This window comes from Solimonas sp. K1W22B-7 (genome assembly GCF_003428335.1).
Lineage (GTDB): Bacteria > Pseudomonadota > Gammaproteobacteria > Nevskiales > Nevskiaceae > Solimonas_A.
Map to the genome: position 1 here is coordinate 1,391,073 of NZ_CP031704.1, position 20,024 is coordinate 1,411,096.

Annotated in this window: 14 protein-coding genes; 5 read left to right on the forward strand and 9 right to left on the reverse strand. The window is 68.3% G+C overall.

Annotation, left to right across the window (positions count from 1 at the left end; all coding sequences use genetic code 11):
- The first annotated feature begins 33 nt into the window (after positions 1–33).
- From D0B54_RS06490 to D0B54_RS06505, 4 genes are all read left to right on the forward strand, one after another.
- Positions 34–1,560 carry a hypothetical protein gene (locus D0B54_RS06490; protein WP_117290317.1) on the forward strand — a complete coding sequence of 509 codons (1,527 nt, stop codon included), beginning with the start codon at positions 34–36 and terminating at the stop codon, positions 1,558–1,560.
- A gap of 376 nt (positions 1,561–1,936) precedes the next feature.
- Positions 1,937–2,749, forward strand: a complete 813-nt coding sequence (locus D0B54_RS06495) for a GIY-YIG nuclease family protein (RefSeq protein ID WP_117290318.1) — start codon at positions 1,937–1,939, stop codon at positions 2,747–2,749.
- Between the two features lie 48 nt (positions 2,750–2,797).
- A complete protein-coding gene (locus tag D0B54_RS06500) occupies positions 2,798–3,136 on the forward strand; it encodes a hypothetical protein (protein ID WP_117290320.1) in 339 nt (112 codons plus the stop codon).
- Positions 3,137–3,202: 66 nt separating this feature from the next.
- Complete coding sequence (locus D0B54_RS06505) at positions 3,203–3,730, forward strand: REP-associated tyrosine transposase (RefSeq protein WP_117290322.1); 528 nt, start codon at positions 3,203–3,205, stop codon at positions 3,728–3,730.
- Positions 3,731–3,870: 140 nt separating this feature from the next.
- Here D0B54_RS06505 and D0B54_RS06510 read toward each other — a convergent pair whose 3' ends face one another.
- The 5 genes from D0B54_RS06510 to D0B54_RS06530 form a co-directional block, all read right to left on the reverse strand.
- Positions 3,871–6,000, reverse strand: coding sequence for a PhoX family protein (locus tag D0B54_RS06510; protein ID WP_240433562.1), 2,130 nt, complete (start codon positions 5,998–6,000; stop codon positions 3,871–3,873).
- 212 nt (positions 6,001–6,212) lie between these two features.
- Positions 6,213–7,118 (reverse strand): alpha/beta hydrolase family esterase, encoded by a 906-nt coding sequence (locus tag D0B54_RS06515; protein WP_117290326.1) that lies wholly within the window; start codon positions 7,116–7,118, stop codon positions 6,213–6,215.
- Between the two features lie 165 nt (positions 7,119–7,283).
- On the reverse strand, positions 7,284–8,189 hold the full coding sequence (locus tag D0B54_RS06520) for an alpha/beta hydrolase family esterase (protein WP_117290328.1): 906 nt from the start codon (positions 8,187–8,189) through the stop codon (positions 7,284–7,286).
- Positions 8,190–8,236: 47 nt separating this feature from the next.
- A complete protein-coding gene (locus tag D0B54_RS06525; RefSeq protein WP_117290330.1) occupies positions 8,237–10,531 on the reverse strand; it encodes a CaiB/BaiF CoA-transferase family protein in 2,295 nt (764 codons plus the stop codon).
- A gap of 16 nt (positions 10,532–10,547) precedes the next feature.
- Positions 10,548–11,381 (reverse strand): alpha/beta fold hydrolase, encoded by an 834-nt coding sequence (locus D0B54_RS06530; RefSeq protein WP_162932254.1) that lies wholly within the window; start codon positions 11,379–11,381, stop codon positions 10,548–10,550.
- Between the two features lie 86 nt (positions 11,382–11,467).
- On the opposite strand from D0B54_RS06530, the gene D0B54_RS06535 reads away from it, so the two are divergent.
- Positions 11,468–12,289, forward strand: coding sequence for an SAM-dependent methyltransferase (locus D0B54_RS06535; protein ID WP_117290334.1), 822 nt, complete (start codon positions 11,468–11,470; stop codon positions 12,287–12,289).
- 15 nt (positions 12,290–12,304) lie between these two features.
- Here D0B54_RS06535 and D0B54_RS06540 read toward each other — a convergent pair whose 3' ends face one another.
- The 4 genes from D0B54_RS06540 to D0B54_RS06555 form a co-directional block, all read right to left on the reverse strand.
- Complete coding sequence (locus D0B54_RS06540; protein WP_117290336.1) at positions 12,305–12,589, reverse strand: acyl carrier protein; 285 nt, start codon at positions 12,587–12,589, stop codon at positions 12,305–12,307.
- A 27-nt stretch (positions 12,590–12,616) separates the two neighbouring features.
- Positions 12,617–13,414 carry a CatB-related O-acetyltransferase gene (locus tag D0B54_RS25065; RefSeq protein ID WP_117290338.1) on the reverse strand — a complete coding sequence of 266 codons (798 nt, stop codon included), beginning with the start codon at positions 13,412–13,414 and terminating at the stop codon, positions 12,617–12,619.
- Positions 13,411–15,012, reverse strand: coding sequence for an alkaline phosphatase family protein (locus D0B54_RS06550; RefSeq protein WP_117290340.1), 1,602 nt, complete (start codon positions 15,010–15,012; stop codon positions 13,411–13,413). Before D0B54_RS06550 ends, D0B54_RS25065 begins: the two co-directional genes overlap by 4 nt.
- 154 nt (positions 15,013–15,166) lie before the next feature.
- The gene (locus tag D0B54_RS06555) at positions 15,167–20,023 is read right to left on the reverse strand and encodes a type I polyketide synthase (protein WP_117290342.1); all 4,857 of its coding nucleotides are present in this window, start codon (positions 20,021–20,023) and stop codon (positions 15,167–15,169) included.
- Between the last annotated feature and the right edge of the window lies 1 nt (position 20,024).

Here is a 20,024-nt window from a genome sequence, read left to right on the forward strand (position 1 = left end):
CGCGATCACTCAAAACTACCGAGGAGTAGCCCGATGCGTTCGCGAGCCCGGTCGGCGGCAGTCCTGTTGGCGGCCTTTCTCTGCGCCTGCGGCGGGGGCGGCAGCTCCGCCGACAGTGGCGGTGTCTCGGGTCCGGTGGGTGAGCCCGGCGTCGAATCCCTGGCCGCGATGCACTCCTACCTCGAAGTGATCCGCGGCTCCTCGCGCTTCGACGAATGCTTCGGCCCCGAAGCGCTGGCCAAGTGCGAGCGCGGCGCCCGCGCCGGCAGCGCCCTGTCCGACGCCGTCTACGACTGGGCCGAGGGCCAGTTCCGCGCCATACCCGGCCTCACCGCCGTGCAGCGCCAGAACTTCGGCTTCCCGGTGTTCCGTCTCAACAACTACAGCCTGGAAGTGACCGGCGCCGACGGCCAGACCGTGCCGGTGCCCGCCTTCCCCTGGTACTTCCAGGGCACCACGCCCGGGCAGGGCATCAGCGGCGACATCGTCTACGTCAACAAGGGCGCCGCGCTGGACCTGCTGGGCAAGAACCTCAGCGGCAAGATCGCCCTGCTGCGTATCAGCCTGGTGCTCAACGGCGAGTCCGGCAGCGCGCAGGACGTGCTCAAGACCCTGGCCGAGCGCGGCGCCATCGGCGCCATCGTCGCCACCGACGCCCCCGGCAACGAGATCGCCGCGCAGAACCGCGACGTCGCCACCTACGGCCTCGGCACGCTGCCCACCATGGTCATCGGCAAGCAGGCCGGCGCCGCCATCAGGGAGCAGGGCGTGCGCGCCCGCATGGTGGTGGACGCCAGCTACCGCGATGCCTCGAGCGGCCGCGAGAGCAACGTCGCCGCCCTGCTGCCGGGGCAAGACCCGAACAACATCGTCGTCGTCGGCACCCCGGTCAACGGCTGGTTCCTCAGCGCCGGCGAGCGCGGCCCCGGCGTCGGCATCCTGGTCTACCTGGCGCGCTACTTCGCCGAGAAGGCGCAGAAGGAAGGCCCGCTGCCGTACTCGATCTACTTCGTCGCCACCGGCGGCCACCAGGTCTACGCCTTCGGCCTCAACCGCTTCATGTCCTGCATCCCCAAGGAAGAAACCGTGGCCTACGTGCACCTCGGCTCCGGCCTGGTCTACAAGGGTTACCGCGACGTGAGCGGCGAGCCGGTGGCCACCGGCGGCCTGTCGCAGGTGCGTACCCTGTCGGTGTCCGAGAACGCCATGCTCAGCGCCATCACGCGCCCCGCCTTCAACAACGCCGCGATCAAGCCCTTCTACCAGTTCCCGCCCTCCGTGCTCGCGCCGGGCGAGAACCAGGGTCCCTACGCCATGGGCATTCCCAGCGTCGGCATGAACGGCACCAACCAGTACTTCCACACCCGCGCCGACGACGAAAGCCAGGTCGTCACCGCCGCCCTGGGCCCCATGGCCGTCGCCTTCCGCAGCGTGGTCGAAGGCCTGCTGGAAACCAACGCCACCACGCTGCGCTCGAGCAACGCCGCCGCGGCCGCACTGGGCTCGCGCTATGACGCGCCGAACTGGAGTTGCGCGGCGCCGCTGGTGGGGCTGCAGTAGTCCGCCGACAGGATCGAAACGAGCCCCTCCGCTGGCAACAGCAGAGGGGTTTCTTTTTGACCTGACGGTACCGTCAGTTTGCAACTCCTGAAGGCGGCATAGCAGCATCGGCCTGTAGGATGTGGTGAGCACAGCGAACCGCATCATTCGAGTCCAAGGCCTGCTGAAAATCCGTCGACAGAACTCGTAAATGACCGCGTATCGACGAGCAAGGGAAGGCGGCGGCATTCGAGCGTTCATCGCTTCGTGCGGGACGGCTGTTGCGATCCGACCTGGGCGGCGGAGCCATTCGTTCTGGGGATGGAAAGGGAGTAGTCGCGATTGATGCGGTTCGCTACGCTCACCACATCCTACCGAGTTGATTGATGATCCTCATATGCGCGTAGCAGATATCCTGCGGTTGCTTGATTCCCGAATCGATCCAGGCAAGACAAAGGTGCATCTCGCCAGCTGGAACGGCCGGGAGAATCCGCTGGACGTCTATCTGGCGGGAAATTTCTATGAGTGGCAGCGTTGGCAGACTCGTCGAAACTTCGAGCGCCCCTTCGTTCTCTCGCTCATCGCGTTGCCGGAAACGAATTGCTGGCTCTTTGCCGGAGTCCATGTCTCAAGCGGATGTGTACTTCCGGAGGGTGAGGAGTGTTACTACTACAACCTCGAAGAGCTTCCGTCATGCTCCGAACTCAACGGCCGTCTCATTGCTCAGTTCAAGCGGCCGGGGCGTCAGTCATATCTCAATGCCGACAACTGGGTGGAGCAGATTATCCTTGGACATATCCTGCCCAAGAAGATGACGATCGCACATTTCCCTGGATTCAAGTCGGTTGACCTCAGCAAGGCGGAACTGGAGGTCATCGTGCAGCAGAACCTGGAATCCTGGCGAACCGCACTGTCCAATGTGGCGGGTGTCTACCTGATATCCGATACGTCCTCTGGACAGCTGTACGTCGGCAGCGCAACGGGTGAGGGTGGCATCTGGCAGCGATGGTGCCAATATGCGGTCGGGCATGGAGGAAACGTCGAACTGAAAGCGCTCTTCGATGAGTATGGGCCCGGCCGCGCCAGTGCTTTCCGGTTCTCGGTCCTTGAAATTGCCGACACCCACGCGAGCGACGAGGAAATCATCGGCAGGGAAAGCCATTGGAAGAAAGTGCTGCTGTCGAGGGCACACGGCCTGAATGGGAACTGAAAAAAGCAACCATGCGCGAGCGCAGATGTCGTGTATCAGGAGAATCCCGTGAGTAGTCCCGATACTCCGCAGGAAAAGAAGCGGCTCAGCTACCTCAAAGATCGCCGCAATGTCTACGGTGAAAGGGGAGCCAACTCCCGGCATGCGATACGGCGCAGCAAGGATCTGCTGGAGCGCAGCAGGCGTCACGGGCAAAACCAGATGCTGCATGGAGTCCTCGGCGCAGGTGACGAAGCGCAGGTGGTATCGGTGGAAAACGCCGTCAGGTCGTCGCCCTTGGCGAAGATGAAATTCCACAAGATGCGGGACGAGGCCCTTGGCAAGGTCGTTCCGGAAAAACTTGCTTATCGCGAGCGCAAGGGCATGGGCAGGAAGAAAGGGCCGTAGGGCAGGAAAGCGTAGCGCATCATTCGAGTCCAACACCTGCTGAAAATCCACCGACAGAACTCGTAAATGACCGCGTATCGACGAGCCAAGGAAGCCGGCGGTTGCTACTTCTTCACCGTCGCGCTTGCCGAAAGGCGGTCAGCTCTGTTGACGGTGCACATAGACCACCTCCGCGACTGCTTCCGCATGGTGCGGCAACGGCATCCCTTCGAGATGGAGGCGGTTGTGATCCTGCCCGACCATCTGCATTGCATCTGGACTTTGCCAGAGGGGGATGCTGATTTTGGAACGCGTTGGTCACTGATCAAATCCGGTTTTTCCCGCGGCATCGATGGTGGCGAGCATCGCCGCGAGAGCCGGATCAAGCGTGGTGAACGTGGCATCTGGCAGCGCCGCTTCTGGGAACACCTGATCCGGGACGAGAATGACTTCCGCAATCACGTGGACTACATCCATATCAACCCGGTGAAACATGGCCACGTCCGCCGCGCCATCGACTGGCCGCATTCGAGCATTCATCGCTTCCTGCGGGACGGCCGTTGCGATCCGGGATGGGCGGCGGAGCCGTTCGTTCTGGGGATGGAACGGGAGTAGTCGCGAATGATGCGGTTCGCTGCGCTCACCACATCCTACGGGCTCACCACATCTTACAGGGCCCGTAGGATGTGGTGAGCGCAGCGAACCGCATCATTCGAGTCAGGGCAAACGGCTGCATGTTTGCCCACACACCTGGTTCACACCGCGATTTCCCCGCCATCCTCGCGCGTGATCACGATCGTCGCCGAGCGCGGGCGGCGGTCGCTGGCGCCGGCTACGGTGGCGTCGCCGCTGGCGGCGGGCCAGTGGGAGGAGGGTGCAGCGGTTTCGCCGTTCTCGCCCGGGTGCTGGATGTTGACGAACAGCGCGCGCCGGTCCGGCGTCATCGCAAGGCCGGTGATCTCGGCTTCCATCGGGCCGACCAGGAAGCGGCGCAGGTTGTCCGGCGTGGCCTTGCGGCCGCGTATCGTGATCACCTTGCTCTCGCTGCTGTTCTCCACCATCACCGCGCCGCCATCACCCTGCGTGCCCGGTACCGCGGCCAGCAGCATGCAGTTGGTATGGTCGAGGTAGGCGGCGTCGTCGGTCTCGATCCACAGCAGGCCCGCGGGGTCGAACCACAGGCCGTCGGGGCTGCTCAGGTCGTTGTCGTCGGTCAGGCCGGAGAGGTTGACGGAAGCCGGCGCGCCGGCCTCGGCGCCGAACAGGTAGACGTCCCAGTGAAAGCGGGTGGCGGCCGGGTCGTCGCCCTGTTCGCGCCAGCGGACGATATGGCCGTTGACGTTGCCCTTGTTCTCGGTGGTGCTGCCGTCGGCCTTGGTGAACGTGTCGGTGTAGCTGCGCGGGTTGGCGGCGTCCACGTCTTCGGGCGTGCGGCGCGAGTTGTTGGTGAGCGTGAAGTAGACCTCGCCGGTGGCGGGGTCCACGGCACCCCATTCCGGACGGTCCATGCGCGTGGCGCCGACCGCATCGGCGGCCAGGCGCGTGTGCACCAGCACGTCGGCCTGGCTGCTGAAGGGGTAGACCTCGCTGGTCTCGGTCAGGCCGTTCTCGCCGTGGCGCAGCGGCAGCCACTGGCCGCTGCCGTCGGCACCGAAGCGCGCGACGTAGAGCGTGCCGTTGGCGAGGTGGGCGCTGCCGGCGAGGCCACGCAGCGAGGGGTCGTAGGGCAGGTCGGAGACGAACTTGTAGATGTATTCGAAGCGCGAGTCGTCGCCCATGTAGAACACCACCGGCTTGCCGGCGCGCAGCGGGGCCGGCACGCAGCCTTCGTGCGAGAAGCGGCCCATCGCGGTGTGCTTGCGCGGGGCGGCCGCAGGATCGAAGGGATCGATCTCGACGATCCAGCCGAACAGGTTGGGCTCGTTGCGGAAATCCGCCGCCGCCGAGGCGCCGTCGGCGCTGCAGTCGAAGCGTTCGGTGAGATCGCCCGCCACCGTGTCCCAGCCGCGGTAGTTGTCGCCCTGCGAGTCCGGGGCGATGGCGTAGCGTGCCAGTGCGGTGTTTTCGGCGGCGCTGCGCTGCGCCTCGTCGGCGCCGCGGTGGAAGTAGGTGTTCCAGTTTTCTTCGCAGGTGAGGTAGGTGCCCCAGGGCGTGTGGCCGTTGGAGCAGTTGTTGAGCGTGCCGTAGGCCCGCGTGCCGCCCTCCGAGAGCTTCGTCGCCAGCATCGCGTCGCCGGCGGCCGGGCCGTCCAGGTCCATCGGCGTCAGCAGGGTGATGCGGCGGTTGAGCGGCGATGCGCGGTCCAGCTCATGGCTGCTGTCCGCATTGCGGCGGATGGCGATGACGCTGACGCCGTGGGCCTGCATCTCGCGGCGCACTTCCCCGGCCGGGCGGGTGCCTTCTTCGTCGCGGGTCGGGCCGGCCGGATGCAGGTAGGCGTCGGTGGTGTTCTCGTGGTTGAGGCAGAGGATGCCCTGCTCCGAAGCGGACGGATCCCAGCTTCCGCCGGCCGACAGGCCGAAGAAGTACATGCCGTCATGGTGGTCGCCAGAGCGCTGGTCGAAATCGGTTTCCGCGCCCTGGTTGCCGTAGGCGGCCTGGCCTTCGTGGATGGGATCGCCGAGCGCGTACAGCACCTGGGCACGGTAGCCGGCGGGGACATGCACCAGATCGTCCATCGACTTGGGCACGGCCTGGAAGCCCAGCTTCTGCTGCGTGCCCGCACGCGGGTTCCTGGGATCGCTGCGGTCGCAGGCGGAAAGGGCGAAGAGCCCGGTGATCGCGGCGCCGCCATAGACGCCGGCAGCGACGAAATCACGCCGCGACAGGCGCTGGCCAAGAATGTCGGTGAATGCAGCCGAGCCGGCCTTCGAAGACGTGTCCATCATTTCCCCTGGTTGCCGGCGGCATCGATGTGCCGGCTCTCTTGATCAAACCGGAAAGATTGGGGGTGATTTGTAAACCCTTGATGACGAAACGCGCATCGATGACGCACTGGGCCGAATTTACTAGGATGAGACATCCTTGCGCCCGATGGCTCGCCCAATGAAAAGCCCGGCTTCGGTGACCGAAGCCGGGCTTCTTGTTTGCTGTCCGCTCAGTGCTGCTGGAAGAACTGCACGACCTTCTGCGAAGCGTTGTAGTCGCGCGTGCCCTTGCCCAGCAGCCGCGGCAGCAGTTCCTTGCCGCCGGCCCACTGGTGGCCCATGCCTTCCACGCCGCAGAGCTTCACTTCTGCGTTGCCGGCGCAGCCGCGGCGGACGACGCAGTCGGCGGAGCCGTCCTGCTGGCTGTCTTCCTTGGCGGCGCACTGGTTGCGCGAGGCCAGCTTGGCAAAGATGTCGCGTACCGGCGGGCGGTAGTTGCCTTCGAAGTCGCCGCCGTTCCAGGGGATGCGCGGGTCGGCGCGGCCCTGGATCAGCAGGGCGGCGATGGGCTTCTTGCCGCTGCAGTTCGGCACCATGATGCCGCCCGAGGCGGCGGCGATGGCCTTGAACAGGTCGGGGGCGTCGCAGGCCACGCGGTGCACCATCATGGCACCGTTGGAGAAGCCGGTGCCGTAGACGCGGCTGGTGTCGATCGGCGTGCGGCGGCCGATGTCGGCCACCATCGCGCGCAGGAAGCCGACGTCGTCCACGCTCTTCTTCAGCGCGGGGCCGCAGCAGCTGCCCGCGTTCCAGGAGCGGCCGACGCCGTCGGGATAGGCGACGGCGAAGCCGGCGTTGCCGCCGACGAGGTCGAAGCCGGTCAGCTCTTCCATGTTCTTGCCGGTGCCGAAGCCGCCGTGCAGCGCGACGATCAGCGGGCGCGATTGGTTGCCGCCGCCGGAGGGCACGTAGAGCCGGTAGCTGCGCTCAATGCCCTGGTATTCCATTTCGTACTCCTGCGAGCCGGCCGCCTGGGCCGAGGACAGGGCGCCGCCGGTATCGACGCAGGCGGCGGTCAGCGCGAGCAGGCCGATGGCCAGGCTGCGCAGGGGGCGGGAGAAACGCGAGAGGACCATGGAACCACTCCTTGTTCTGATGTCGGCAATCTAGCGCAGCGAACCTGAATGCAGAGCGTACGCTCTGCCGAAGTTACGCTCCAGGCATGGGCTGCACAACCGGGGTTCCGCGATCAATGAAAAACCCGGCCTCGCCTGGCGAAGCCGGGCTTTCCCACCGGGGCCTCAGTGCGCCTGGAAGAACTGCACGATCCGCAGCGAGGCGCCGTAGTCGCGCGTGCCCTTGCCGAGCAGCAGCGGCGTGATTTCCTTGGCGCCGGCCCACTGGTGTCCCATGGTTTCGATGCCGCAGAGCCAGACCTCGGCGCCGCCGGGGCAGCTGCGGCGGGCGATGCAGCTGGCGGAGCCGTCCTGCTGGGTGGTTTCCTGGGGCGCGCACAGGTTGCGGGCAGCGAGCTTGCTGAACACCTCTTTTACCGGCGGGCGGTAGCTGCCATCGACGCTGCCGCCGTCCCAGGGAATGCGGTTGTCGGCGCGGCCCTGGATCAGCAGGGCGGGGATGGGCTTCTTGGCGCCGCAGTTCGGCAGCATGATGCCGCCGGAGCCTGCGGCGATGGCGCGGAACAGGTCGGGGGCGTCGCAGGCCACGCGGTGCACCATCATCGCGCCGTTGGAGAAGCCGGTGCCGTAGACGCGGGTCGGGTTGATCGGCGTGCGCTTGGCGATGTCGGCGATCACGGCGGCCAGAAAGCCGATGTCATTGACGCCGTTCTTCATCGACGGGTTGCAGCAGGTGCCGGCGTTCCAGGAGCGGCCCAGTCCGTCGGGGTAGGCGACGGCGAAGCCGGCCTGGCCGCCGATGAGGTCGAGGCCGGTCAGTTCCTCCATGTCCTTGCCGGTACCGTAGCCGCCATGCAGTGCCAGGATCAGCGGTCGCGGTTGCGTGCTGGCGCCATCCGGCACATAGAGGCGGTAAGTGCGCTGCGCCCCCTGGAAGCTGATCGTGTAGTCCTTCGCTTCGGCGGCCTGGGCCGTGGCGATGCTGCCCAGCGTAGCGACACAGGCGGCGAACGTGGCGAAAAGGGCAAGGCCCAGCCTGCGAAGCGGGCGGCACTGGCGTGAGGCGGACATGGGCAGCTCCTGGTTCGGGGCTACTGCGGGCGCTACTGCAGCGAAGCCTAATACAGAGTGTATGCCGTGCCGAGGAGCTCCGGTGAGAGATCGGGCACACTGCCGGACACCCCGGCCGCGGCAAAGAAGCCGGCGTTGTCGGCACCCAGGTCCGGGCCGCGGCGGGCAATGCGGGGCAGGAAGCCGTCCATGCGGAAGGGCAGGCCGGGCAGGCGGGTGCCGGCGGCGTCCTGGAACCAGCCACGCGCGGCCAGCTGCGGGTCGGCGGCCAGGTCGGCGGAGCTGCAGACGTAGCCGGCAGTGACGCCGGCGGCCTGCAGCCCGGCCACGGCGGCGGTCACCTCGCGGCCGGCGCTCCAGGCCGAGATCAGCGCGTCGAGCGCGTCGTGGTGCTGGCGTCGGCCTTCGGCCGTGGCGTAGCGCGCGTCCTCTGCGGCAGCGCCCAGCAGGCCGGCCAGGGCCTGCCATTCGCCGTCGCTGCGCACGCTGACCAGCAGCCAGCGGTCCTGGCCCTCGGCGGCGTAGCAGCCCTGCGGAGCGTACAGCGGGTGGCGGTTGCCCTGCGGCACCGGCTGCCGGCCGCTGCGCGCCACCTCGGCGAAATGCTCGCCGACGAACCAGGCGGTGGTCTCGCACTCCGACAGGTCGATCCACTGGCCGCCGCCGCCCTGGCTGCGCTGCCACAGCGCGGTGAAGCCGGCGCAGATGCCCATGATGCCGTTCATCACGTCCATCTCGCGCACGCGGTAGGCCGGGCCCTGGGCGTCGTAGGCGGTGAGCGACTGCAGGCCGCTGATCGCTTCCAGCGTGCCGCCGTAGCCGCAGTAGCCGGCATAGGGGCCGCTGGCGCCGAAGGCCGACATGGCCACCATCACGATGTCGGGCCTGAGCTGGCGCAGGCGCTCGTAGCCGTAGCCCTTGTGCTCCATCACGCCGGGGCGGGAGTTCTCGATCACCAGGTCGGCACCGCGCACCAGTTCGTCCAGTACGGCGCGATGCTCGGCGCGTTTCAGGTCCAGCGTCACCGACTTCTTGCCGCGGTGCAGCTGCCAGAAGCGCGGGTGTTCGTTGACCTTGCCGACGAAGCCGCCGCGCATGCCGTCGAGGCGCTGCGGGTACTCGATCTTGATCACCTCGGCGCCGTAGTCGGCGTAGAAGCGTGCCGCGTGCGGGCCGGCCCAGTCGTGGGTGAAGTCCAGCACGCGCAGGCCCGCCAGCGGTGCGTCGCCGGGCTTGCCGGCGCCTGCGGGGCGCGGCTCCCAGCCCGGCGCCGCCGCGGCCTGGGCCGGCGCCGGCTGGTTGCGCCAGGGTGCCTTGTCACTGCGGAACGGCGCGCCCGGCATCTTCGCCGCCACGCCGTCGGCGCGCGGCTGCTCGATGAAGTAGCGGCGCTCGGCATGCTGCGGGTCTTCCAGGGCCTCGGGCATGGAGGCCAGGTAGGACCAGGCCAGGCGGTGCTTCTGCCCCAGGTGGAACAGCTCGCGCTTGCCGTGACGCATCAGGAACGGCTGCATCAGCCCCTGCGTCTCGGCGCGGTTGGCCATGCGCCCGCCCATGGTCTGCAGCTTCTCGGACAGCAGTTCCGGCGCCTCGAACAGCGGCGCCGCACGCAGCCAGTGGCGGATCGGTCCACCGATGATCGCGGCCTCGCCGTCGGCGCAGGGGTAGGTGCGCCAGGGCACCATGTTGTGCTCGTCGCCGTTGCGCCGCGCCACCTTGCCGACGTTGAGGAATTCGGCGATGGCGGCTTCGTAGTTCTCCATCGCCGACTCGCGGATCGACAGGTCCACCCGCGCGCCGCAGCCGTCGCGCTCGCGGCGCAGCAGGCCGATGATCGCGGCGCAATAGGCGTTCATGCCGGCGGTGCACTCGGTCATGCGCGGGCGCGCGTTGAGCGGCTCGCGCGTGCCGCTGCCGGTGCTCTGCATCAGGCCGGAGAGGCCGTAGAGCGTCAGGTCCGAGGCTTTCCAGGCGGCCTGCGGGCCATCCTGGCCGAAGGGCGTGATCTGCACCACGACCAGCACGGGGTTGATCGCACGCAGCCTGGCGGCGTCGAAGCCGGCCTGCGCCAGCACGCCATGGCCCCAGCCGTCGAGCAGCACGTCGGCGCCCTTGAGCAGGGCGGTGAAGCCGGCGGCATCGGCCGAGATATCCAGCGCGATGCGCTGCTTGGCGGTGTGGAACCAGGCCTGCTCGTCGGCATTCAGCTCGAAGCCCGGCAGGGCGGCGGGCGCGGGCAACTGCAGCACTTCGGCGCCGAAGCCGGCCATCAGCTTGCCGCAGAAGGCGGCGGCGACGTGGCCGCTGAGTTCGATCACGCGCAGGGTGGCCAGGGCGGACATGCGATTCCTTTCGTTCTTATGCGATGCGCAGCAGCGACTCGACCTCGGCGCGGACCTGTGCCGGGTGGGTGACCGGGAAGAAATGGCCGGATTGCGGCAGGTTCACCAGCCGTGCGCGCGGCAGCAGCGCCTGCAGGCGCGTCGCGGTGGCGCCGGAGCGCGAGTGGCTGGGGTACATCAGCAGCGTCGGCTGGCGCAGCCCGGCATAGGCCTCGGCCGCGGCGCCAGGCACGCGGAAGTCTGCGCGCAGGCTGGTGTCGTCGAGCAGACCCAGCCACTGCTTGGCGGCGCGCAGCGCGCCGCGGCCTTCCCCGAAGGGGACGAATTCGCCGCCGGCTTCCAGCTCGATGCCGGCGACGCGGTTGCGCGCCGCCGCCTCGAGGAAGCGGAAGCCCACTTCCGTTTCGCTGGCCCAGTCGCCGCCGTCCTGGCGCGCCACGGCCTGCTCGAAGGCGGTGAGCTGGCCGACATCGTGCAGGCGCAGTTCCGACTGCAGCCGCTGGACGCGGGTGTCCATCAGGGCCAGGTGGCTGAAGCGCTGCGGCTGCAGCAGCACCGCTTCCAGCGCGGCGCTGCCGCCGTAGCTGTGGCCGACGACGGCCGCTTCCTCGACGCCGAGATCGTCCAGCAGCTGCAGCAGGTCCTGCCCATGGTCCATGGCGCTGTAGCCGTTGGTCGGGCGTTCGCTGTAGCCATGTCCGCGCAGGTCGTAGAGTGTGACGCGGTACTGTGTCGACAAGGCGGTCGCCAGGGGGTACCAGAACGCACGGTTGGCGGCCAGGCCATGCACCAGCACCACGTCGGGGCCGCTGCCGAGTTGTTGATGCGCCAGTTTGGGTCGGGTGTTCACGGCGGATTCCGGTGAGCGGTCGTTCTTCACGCTACGGACGCGAAGTCGCGATACCTGTAGCGATTCAACAGGGACAGGAAGTCTTCATGCAGACGACGCATACGCAGGACGTTGCGCGGCACTACACGCGGCGCCACGAGCAGCGCGGCGACCTCTTCGGCAAGCAGCCCTTCGCCAACTACGGCTACTGGACCCGTCCGGGCATGACCATGGAGGAGGCGGCCGAAGCGCTGACGCTGCTGGTGGCCAGCGCCTGCGAGCTGTCGCCGCAGGATCGCCTGCTCGACGTCGGCTGCGGCTACGGCGCCGGGGCGGTCAGCTGCGCGCGGCAGTTCCAGCCGCAGTCCATCGTCGGTATCGACGTCACCGAGCTGCGCCTCGAGTACGGCCGCAACTACGTGCGGGAGCAGGGTTTCGCCGACCGCATCGAGCTGCGCATGGGCGACGCCACGCGGATGGACTTCGGCGACGGCAGTTTCGACAAGCTGGTCTCGGTGGAATGCGCGTTCCACTTCGATACGCGGGCCGATTTCCTGCGCGAGGCGGCGCGGGTGCTGTGCCCCGGCGGCATCCTGGCGCTGACCGACCTGATCCCGAAACGCGGTATTGACCCCTCGGCCTACCTGCGGGGCGCCACTGCCGTGGGCACCGGCGTCTGCCTCGACAACCGCGCCAACGCCTACGATGCCGACACCTATGCGGCGCACCTGGGCGCGGCGGGCTTCACGGACATCCGCATCGAATCCATCATCGACCGGACGCGCATTCCCTTCATCGATGCCTTCGAGCGTGCCGGCGAGCGCCTGCAGGGCCAGAGGGCGGTCGAGGTGCGCAACTCGGTGGCGCGGCTGCGCGGCCTGGTCGCGGCCGGCGAGGACTACGTCCTGGTGGTGGCGCGCAAGGCCTGATCGCGCCGGCATGACTTAACCGCCGATGTTCGCCGCCAGGAAGTCCGCGATCTGGCCGACCGAGAGATCGTCCACGTAGCGGCCGTCCTTCATCAGCAGCTTCTCGAACGGCAGCTTGGCGCCGACGATGTCTTCCTGGATCGCCACGATCAGCTGGATGATGTCGATGGACTCGAAGCTGAGGTCGCCCAGCAGCTTGGTGCTGCGGTCCATTTCGCCCTCGAACTCGTGATCCCAGTCCTGGGTGAAGTCCTTCAGCAGGGCGATCAGTTTCCTGGCGTAGATGTCGGCGTTGCTCATGGCTCGTCGCGGTTATCGGAATAGTGTTCAGGAATACAGCGGCTGTGGCAGCCGCTCGGGCTTGAAGCGTACCTGGTACCGGACCTTGTGCAGGCGCCAGGTCTCCGGTTGCAGCAGTTCCAGCCGGCCTTCGGCGGCGCGCTGCTCCAGTCCCTCCAGCGCGCCCTCGATGCGGCTGTAGTCCAGCTCGTTCTTGTGCGGGGCCAGATTGTAGCGCCACCACTGCAGTTTCATCAGGCGCTCGACGATGTCGTCGGAGAAGCGCAGGCGCGTGACCTTGGCCGGCGTGCCGACCACGATGGAGTAGGGCGGCACGTCGCGGGTGACCAGGGCATGGGCCGCCACCACCGCGCCGTCGCCGATCTTCACGCCGCGCTTGATGAAGGCGCCGGCGCCGATCCAGACGTCGTGGCCGATCTCGGTGAAATCGCGGTTGACGTCGTCGCGCTTGCGCAGCGTCGCCAGGTCCTTGAACTCCTGGAACACGGCGAAGGGCGGGAAGTCCTCCGGCGCGCTGAAGGCGAAGGTGTGCGTCGACAGGCCGTCGGTCGGGTGCTCGTAGGGCCCCACGATGGCCGCCTCGGCGATCGAGCAGTAGCGCCCCACGCGCGTGTCGTAGAGGCTGCTGGTGTACATGCCGTTGACGTAGGAGAACGCCCCGAACGTGCAGTTCTTCACCCGCCGCGGCGCGAACAGGTAGCAGGGCCGCTCGAAGTCGACGACGCCATAGAGGCCGGTGGCCCCCATGGCTTCCATGCCGAGGCCGAGCAACTGCTCCGACGTCAGCGTGCTGTCGTCGGCGGGCTTGGCGGCTTCCGCACTCACTCCATGTAGCCCAGCATCTGCAGCTGCTCGATGATCTGCTGCTTCTCGCCCTGGTCCATCTCTTCCTTCAGCTCCTTCTTCTGCGGAGCCTTGGTGCGCGCGCCCTTCTTGATCGGGTTCGCGGCCAGCCACTCGGCGTCGAAGAAGGTGTCGGCCGGCTTGCCCTCGAAGTCCACCGGGATCGCGATGCCGAGGCTGTGCAGCAGCGTCGGCGCCACGTCGACGATCTGGCGGCGCTCGACCATGCCGCTGGCGGAGATGCCGGGGCCGCAGGCCATGAAGATGCCGTCCGGGTGATGCGTGCCGATCGCGGCCGGGCGGTGGGCCACCACCGGCTCGAAGTTGCGGATCGAGACGAAACCGTGGTCGCTCAGCACCAGGGTCAGGTCGGGCGCGCGCTTCATGTGCTGGCCGGCGAACCACTCCTCGCGCTTGAGCACGTCGATCACCACCGGCTTGCCGGTCTTGGGATCGGTGATGGTGTAGAGGTCTGCGATCAGCTTCTCGCGGAAGGACTCGTAGTCCTCCGGCTTGATGCCGGCGTCGCCCGGCTTCTGCGCCACGCGGATGACGATACCGTTGGACGACGGCGTCTGGCAGTAGGCCAGGGTCTTGGACCAGTCGAGGTTGGCGAAGTCGGAGGCGTCGCGGCGCACGGCCTGCTCGCTGCCGTCGTTCGTACCCCAGGTGAGATAGCCCTTCTCGCCGAGGAAGGTGTTGATGCGCAGCACGAAGTTGCTGGCGGTGAAGCCGTGGTCGGAGGCGAAGAACACCTGCGTGTCCGGGCCGGCCATGGTGACCAGCTTCTCGATGTAGCCGTCGAGGTTGTTGAAGTACTCGAGGCAGACCTCGCGCATTTCCTTGTCATGGCCCTGCGGGTCCTTGGCCAGCAGGTCCTTGTCCAGCCACGGCCAGGCCTGGTGCTGGATCTTGTCGGTGCCGTCGAACATCACCGCCATCAGGTCCGGCTTGTCGCTGCCCAGGATGTACTCGGCGACCTTGAACCACTGCTCCTCGCGCGGCAGGTGGTAGCGCACCCACTTGGCCGTCTCCGTGGCGGAGAGCGACTCCATGGCCTGCTTCTCCTTGTCGAAGTCCCAGGCCAGTTCCTTGGGGTCGAAGCCCGGCACGTCGGTCTTGATGCGCTCGAACAGCTCGCGCGGATGCGTGTTGCGGCGCAGGTGCTTGGCCGGGATGAAGCCGGGCACGATCGAACCGTTGATGCCTTCCGGCGCCGGCGCGGTGAGCGGGAAGTTCAGCGCGGCGATCTTCTTGTCCTTGCGCGAGGCGATCGACCAGATCGTCTCGGCGTCGACGTCGCGCGCGTCGTACAGCGTCCAGTACACCTCGGCGCCATGGTCCTCGGCGCGGATGAACTCGAACACGCCGTGCTCGCCCGGGCCCTTGCCGGTCATGATGCTGGTCCAGGCCGGCGGCGTCAGCGGGTTGGGGGTGGAGCGCAGCTTGGCGCGTACGCCCTTGGCCATCAGCGACGCCAGGAAGGGCATGGTCACGCCCTCGCCCGGCAGGTCGCGGGTCATTTCGTCCAGCACGGTGAAGGTGCAGCCATCCAGGCCAATGAACAGGGTCGTCGTCATGATCGTGTCTTCTGAGAGAGGGTTTTCTATCTTGAGAAAGTAACTTAGCCGCGGATGACGCGGATGAACGCGGATTTGAAAAGAGCTTGATCTTGATCCGTGTTCATCCGCGTCATCCGTGGCAAATATGCTTTTGAGCTTTGTGGGGAAATGTTCAGGCGGCCGGCCATTTTTCCGTCCGGCGCGCTGCGGTGACACAGAGCGCCAGCATGGCCTGGTCGGCTTCGGCATGCAGGGCGATATCGTAATCCTGACCGTTGTAGCGCACGCGCGCCATCTGCGGTCCGGCGTTGCGGCCGTCGAGGTGCGCGGCGACTACCTGCCAGTCCTGCGGCCGGCCGTTCAGGCCGGTGCCGGCGGCCTTGGCGGCGGCCTCCTTGGCGCACCACAGGGCCAGCGCGATACGGCCGCGCTCGGCGCTGTCGGCTCCCTGGAACCAGACCTGCTCGGCGCTGGAGAAGCCGCCGGCAACCAGGTCCTCGGTGCGCACCTGGTCGGCGCGCTGGTAATCCAGGCCCACGGCCACGCTGGGGTCGCTGGCCACGGCATAGGCCCAGCGCTTGCTGTGCGCGATCGACAGTACCGGCGCGCCCACCTGCGGCAGCACGGCGCAGCGCACCAGCGGCCGGCCGTGCTCGTCGGAATCGATCTCGACGTCGGCCGGGGTCAGCTCCGTACCGGTGCGCAGGCGATACCAGTCGCGCACCGCGTCCTTGGCGGCGAGGCGGCCCATCAGCCACTCCTCGCGGCGCGGACCCTGCTGCGGCAGGGCATTGAAGCGTGCGCGTTCGGCGCGGCCCAGCACCATGTGGGCGAGCATGCGCTTCCAGATCGTGCCGCCCTCGTCGAGCGTGCCTTCCGGCAGCGGCTCGAGCTTGCGCAGGCACAGCTCCGCCGGCAGCGTGCCGGCCAGGGCCGGCTCGGACAGGCGGGCGTGGCCCGGGTCGAGGCGGAAGCCGAAGAAGCGCTCGTCGCCGCTGAACACGCGGTCGTCCCAGCCCTCGGCGCGCAGCAGCAGGCGGCCGTCGGCGCCGATGACGTCCCAGCGTGCTTCCAGCACGGTCGGGCTCGGCAGGGTGATGGCGCCGTGGCAGCTGTAGCGCTGGCCCGGGGCCGGCGGCGGCGCGTACAGCGACAGCCGCTTCACGCGGAACGGGAAGCAGTTGGGCACGCCGGGGTTGCGCTCGCGCAGCCAGAAGCCGGCGAGCTGGCCCGCGGCGTCGAGTATCGCGGCGTCGAGCTGGAAGCGCGGCGCGCTCGTGCCGCTGAAGTAGTCATGCACCGGGATCGTGACCAGCTCGGCGACGATGCCCTGCTCGCCGTAGCCGTCGATGCGGGTGACACCCTGCAGGCGCGGCCCGTGGAACATGCCGTGCCGGTAGAGCTGGCCCGGCAGGTGGATGTGCGGCGGCTTCAGGCCTGCGGCGGCGAGCGGCTGCGGTGCCGGGGCGGCCGGGTAGGCGGCCCCGAGCTGCACCGTGCCTTCGAACACCAGCAGGCCGCCGGGCGAGGAGCCCTCGCCGAGCAGGAACACGCGGCAGGCGATGGCGTCGGCATTGCCCGGCGTCGCCTCGGCGACGATGCGCAGCGTCACGCCGCCGTCGTCCAGCGACAGCCAGCGACTGCCGCGGGCATTGTCGATCGCCGTCACCACGCGGTCGCTGCGGCCGGACAGGCGCACCGCGGCCTGCGCGATCAGCTCCATGCTGTAGGTGAAGGGAATCACCGGCAGGCCGGTCAGGGCCGGATCGGTCGCGCTGGGGGCATCGCCCAGCGTGTGGTCGCGCAGGAACAGGTCTTGCTCGAGAGTGTAGCGGCGCTCGGACACCAGCTTGCCCGGCGACAGCTCGACGATGCCCAGCATCGGGAAGGCCGGGTCGAAGCCTGCCGGCGGCGTCGCGGTGGCCGCCGCAGCGGCCTGCGGCATGGCAGGAACCGGCGCGGTGCCGGTGGCCAGGCCGAGCACGCGCGCCTGGCTGTCGAGGAAGTCCTGCATCAGCGAGAAGTGCGCGTTGAGTGCGGCCAGGCGCGGGTCGCTGGACACCACCGGCGGCGGCGGCGGGGCGGCAGCGACCACCGGCTGCTGCGGCTGTGCCGGCGGCGCCGGGAGCTTGATGGCAATGGCGGCGGCGGGCACGGTGCCCTGCGGCAGCGGCTTCTTCCACTCTTCCGGCAGTACCCACACCGGGTTGACCAGCTTCATGCGCGGCGCCAGCTTGACCGCCGGCTTGAGCTCGCCCAGCAGGTCCAGGTCGGCGATCTTGCGGTGCGCGAACAGGCGCGCCGGCTCGAAGTCCACGCCGGCGGCGAACAGCTGCGCCAGGGTCTGGTGCAGGTGCGCCATCGCCGGCTTGCGGCGGCTGTTGCTGGACACGGCGAGCACGTCGTCCTTGCCGCGCAGCGTGTCGCCGACGAAGGAGGTCAGGTTGCCGCTGGGGCCCACTTCGAGGAACACGCGGTAGCCGTCCTCGTAGAGCCGCTGGATGGTCTCGGTGAAGCGCACCGGGTGTTCCCACTGCCGTGCCGCCAGCTCGCGGATGCCGTCGGCGTCGTTGGGGAAGGGCGCGCAGGTCGAGGCGCTGTACAGCATGGTGGTGCCGGGGCCCAGGTCCAGCTTCTGGAAGTAGGCGCGGAAAGCGTCGGCCAGCGGCTTGAACAGCGCGGTGTGGTAGGCGCGGCCGAAGGGCAGCTCCTGGCAGATCGCGCCCTCGGCGCTGAGGCGCTCGTGCAGCTCGCTGGTGGCCTTGGGCGGCCCGAACAGCACCAGCTGGTTCGGACAGTTGTCCATCGCCAAGTGCATCTCGCCGAGGTCGGCGAGCAGGTCGTTGCGCAGCGACGGCGTCAGGCCGCCGATGCTCAGCAGCGAGCCCTCGGCGATCTTCCCGGCGGCGTCCAGCTCGTTGAAGATGCGGTTGAACACCTGCACCGCGTCGGCGGTTTCGGCGCGGTGGCGCACGCGGTTGACGCCGGCGGCGGTCAGTACGGTGTTCTCGCCGGTGCTGTGGCCCAGCATCGCGTCGGGACGGAAGCCCAGGTCTTCCAGCAGCGCGTGCAGGCCGAGGCTGGCGGCGAACACGCCTTCCGCGGCCACGTCCATCTCGTAGAGCTTGTCTTCCAGCGCCTTGCGGCCGGCTTCGCTCAGCACCGTCGGCGGCGGCAGCAGGGCCGGGATGCGCGTGGGGCTGCCGCGCCGCATGGCGTTCTGCTCGATGAAGTCGAACCAGTCGCGCACCTGCGGGAAGTGCACGCAGAGTTCGGCCAGCATGTTCGGGTACTGCGAGCCCTCGCCCGGGAACAGCAGGCAGAGCTTGCCGGCGGCGTCGCCGACGCCGTAGTAGAGGCCGGCGCGGGTCTTGAAGGGCTTGGCGTCGGCGCGGTCGATCTTCTCGATCGCCTGGCCCAGCTTGCGCTCCAGGTCGGCGGCGTCATGGCAGACCACGGCCAGGCGGAACGGACCGCGGCCATAGGTGCTGCAGGCCTTGGCCACTTCCGGCAGCGTCGCGGTCTTCAGCTGCGCCAGCGCGGCGCGGGCGCGGGCCAGCAGCTCCCCGCGCGATTCCGCCGCCACCACCACCAGCTCGGAGTCGCTGGGCGCATGCAGCACCTGCACCTGCGTCGGGCGCTTCTCGCGGTACTCCTCGAGGATGATGTGCGAGTTGATGCCGCCGAAGCCGAAGGCGTTGACGCCGGCGCGGCGCGGATGGTCCTTGCCGTGCAGCCAGGGACGCGTCTCGGTGTTGAGGTAGAACGGCGTCTTCTCCAGGCCCAGTTCCGGGTCGGGGACGTCGCAGAGCATCGGCGGCAGCACCTTGTGGTGCAGCGCCAGCGCGGTCTTGATCAGCGCCGCGCCGCCGGAGGCGGGCATGCAGTGGCCGATCATCGACTTGACCGCGGTGATGGCGATCTGCTGGTCGCGGCCGCGCGCGCCGAAGATGCTGGTCAGCGACTCGATCTCGGTCTTGTCGCCGACCGCGGTGCCGGTGCCGTGCGCCTCGATCAGGTCGATCGTCATCGGGTCGATGCCGCTGCTCTGGTAGGCGCGGCGCATGGCCAGGATCTCGCCCTCCAGGCGCGGCGCCAGCAGGCCCTTGGCGCGGCCGTCGCTGGCGGTGCCGATGCCGCGGATCACCGCGTAGATGCGGTCGCCGTCGCGCTCCGCGTCCTCGCGGCGCTTGAGCACCATCATGCCGATGCCCTCGCCCAGCAGGGTGCCGTCGGAACCCTGCTGGAACGGCCGGATGCGGTCGCGCGACAGTGCGTTGATGCGGCAGAACTGGATGAACAGCTGCGGCGGCGTGTGGACCTGCGAGCCGCCGGTGATAATCAGGTCGCAGCGGCCGCTGTTGAGTTCGGCCGCGGCCTGCTCCACCGCGATCAGCGTCGAGGCACAGGCGGCGTCGACGATGTAGCTGGGCCCCATCAGGTTGAGGCGGTTGGCGATCAGGCCGGCGATGACGTTGGGCGTCAGCACGCCGATGTGCTCGGCGTTGAACGGCGGCAGCTGCGACTTGAGCGCGTCCTGCAGCCGCAGGATGTCGGCCTCGTTGAAGTCGGGGCGCAGGCCCCGGACCAGGTCCATGGCCTGGTCCAGGAAGCAGTTGCGCGACATCAGGCCGGCCATGCCGCGGTTGCCGTAGGTGCCGCGCGCGATGATCACGCCGGCGCGCTCGCGGTCGAAGGGCTTGTGCAGGTAGCCGGCGTCGTCCAGCACCTCGTGCGCGACCTTCAAGGCCAGCATATGGTCGGGGTCGCTGCCCGCGGCCACGTTCGGCATCACGCCGTAGTCCTGCGGGTTGACCCGCGCATGCTCGCCCAGGAAGCCGCCGCGCGTGGTGTAGATGCGGTCCTCGCGCGTGCTCTTCGGATCGAAGTAGGGGCCGACCCAGTCCGGCTCGCCCTCGCTGGTGGCATCCACCTTGTCGAGGATGTTCTGCCAGTACTGCCGCGCGGTGGAGGCGCCCGGGTAGACGCCGGCGACGCCGACGATGGCGATGTCGAGTGCTTGCGTCATG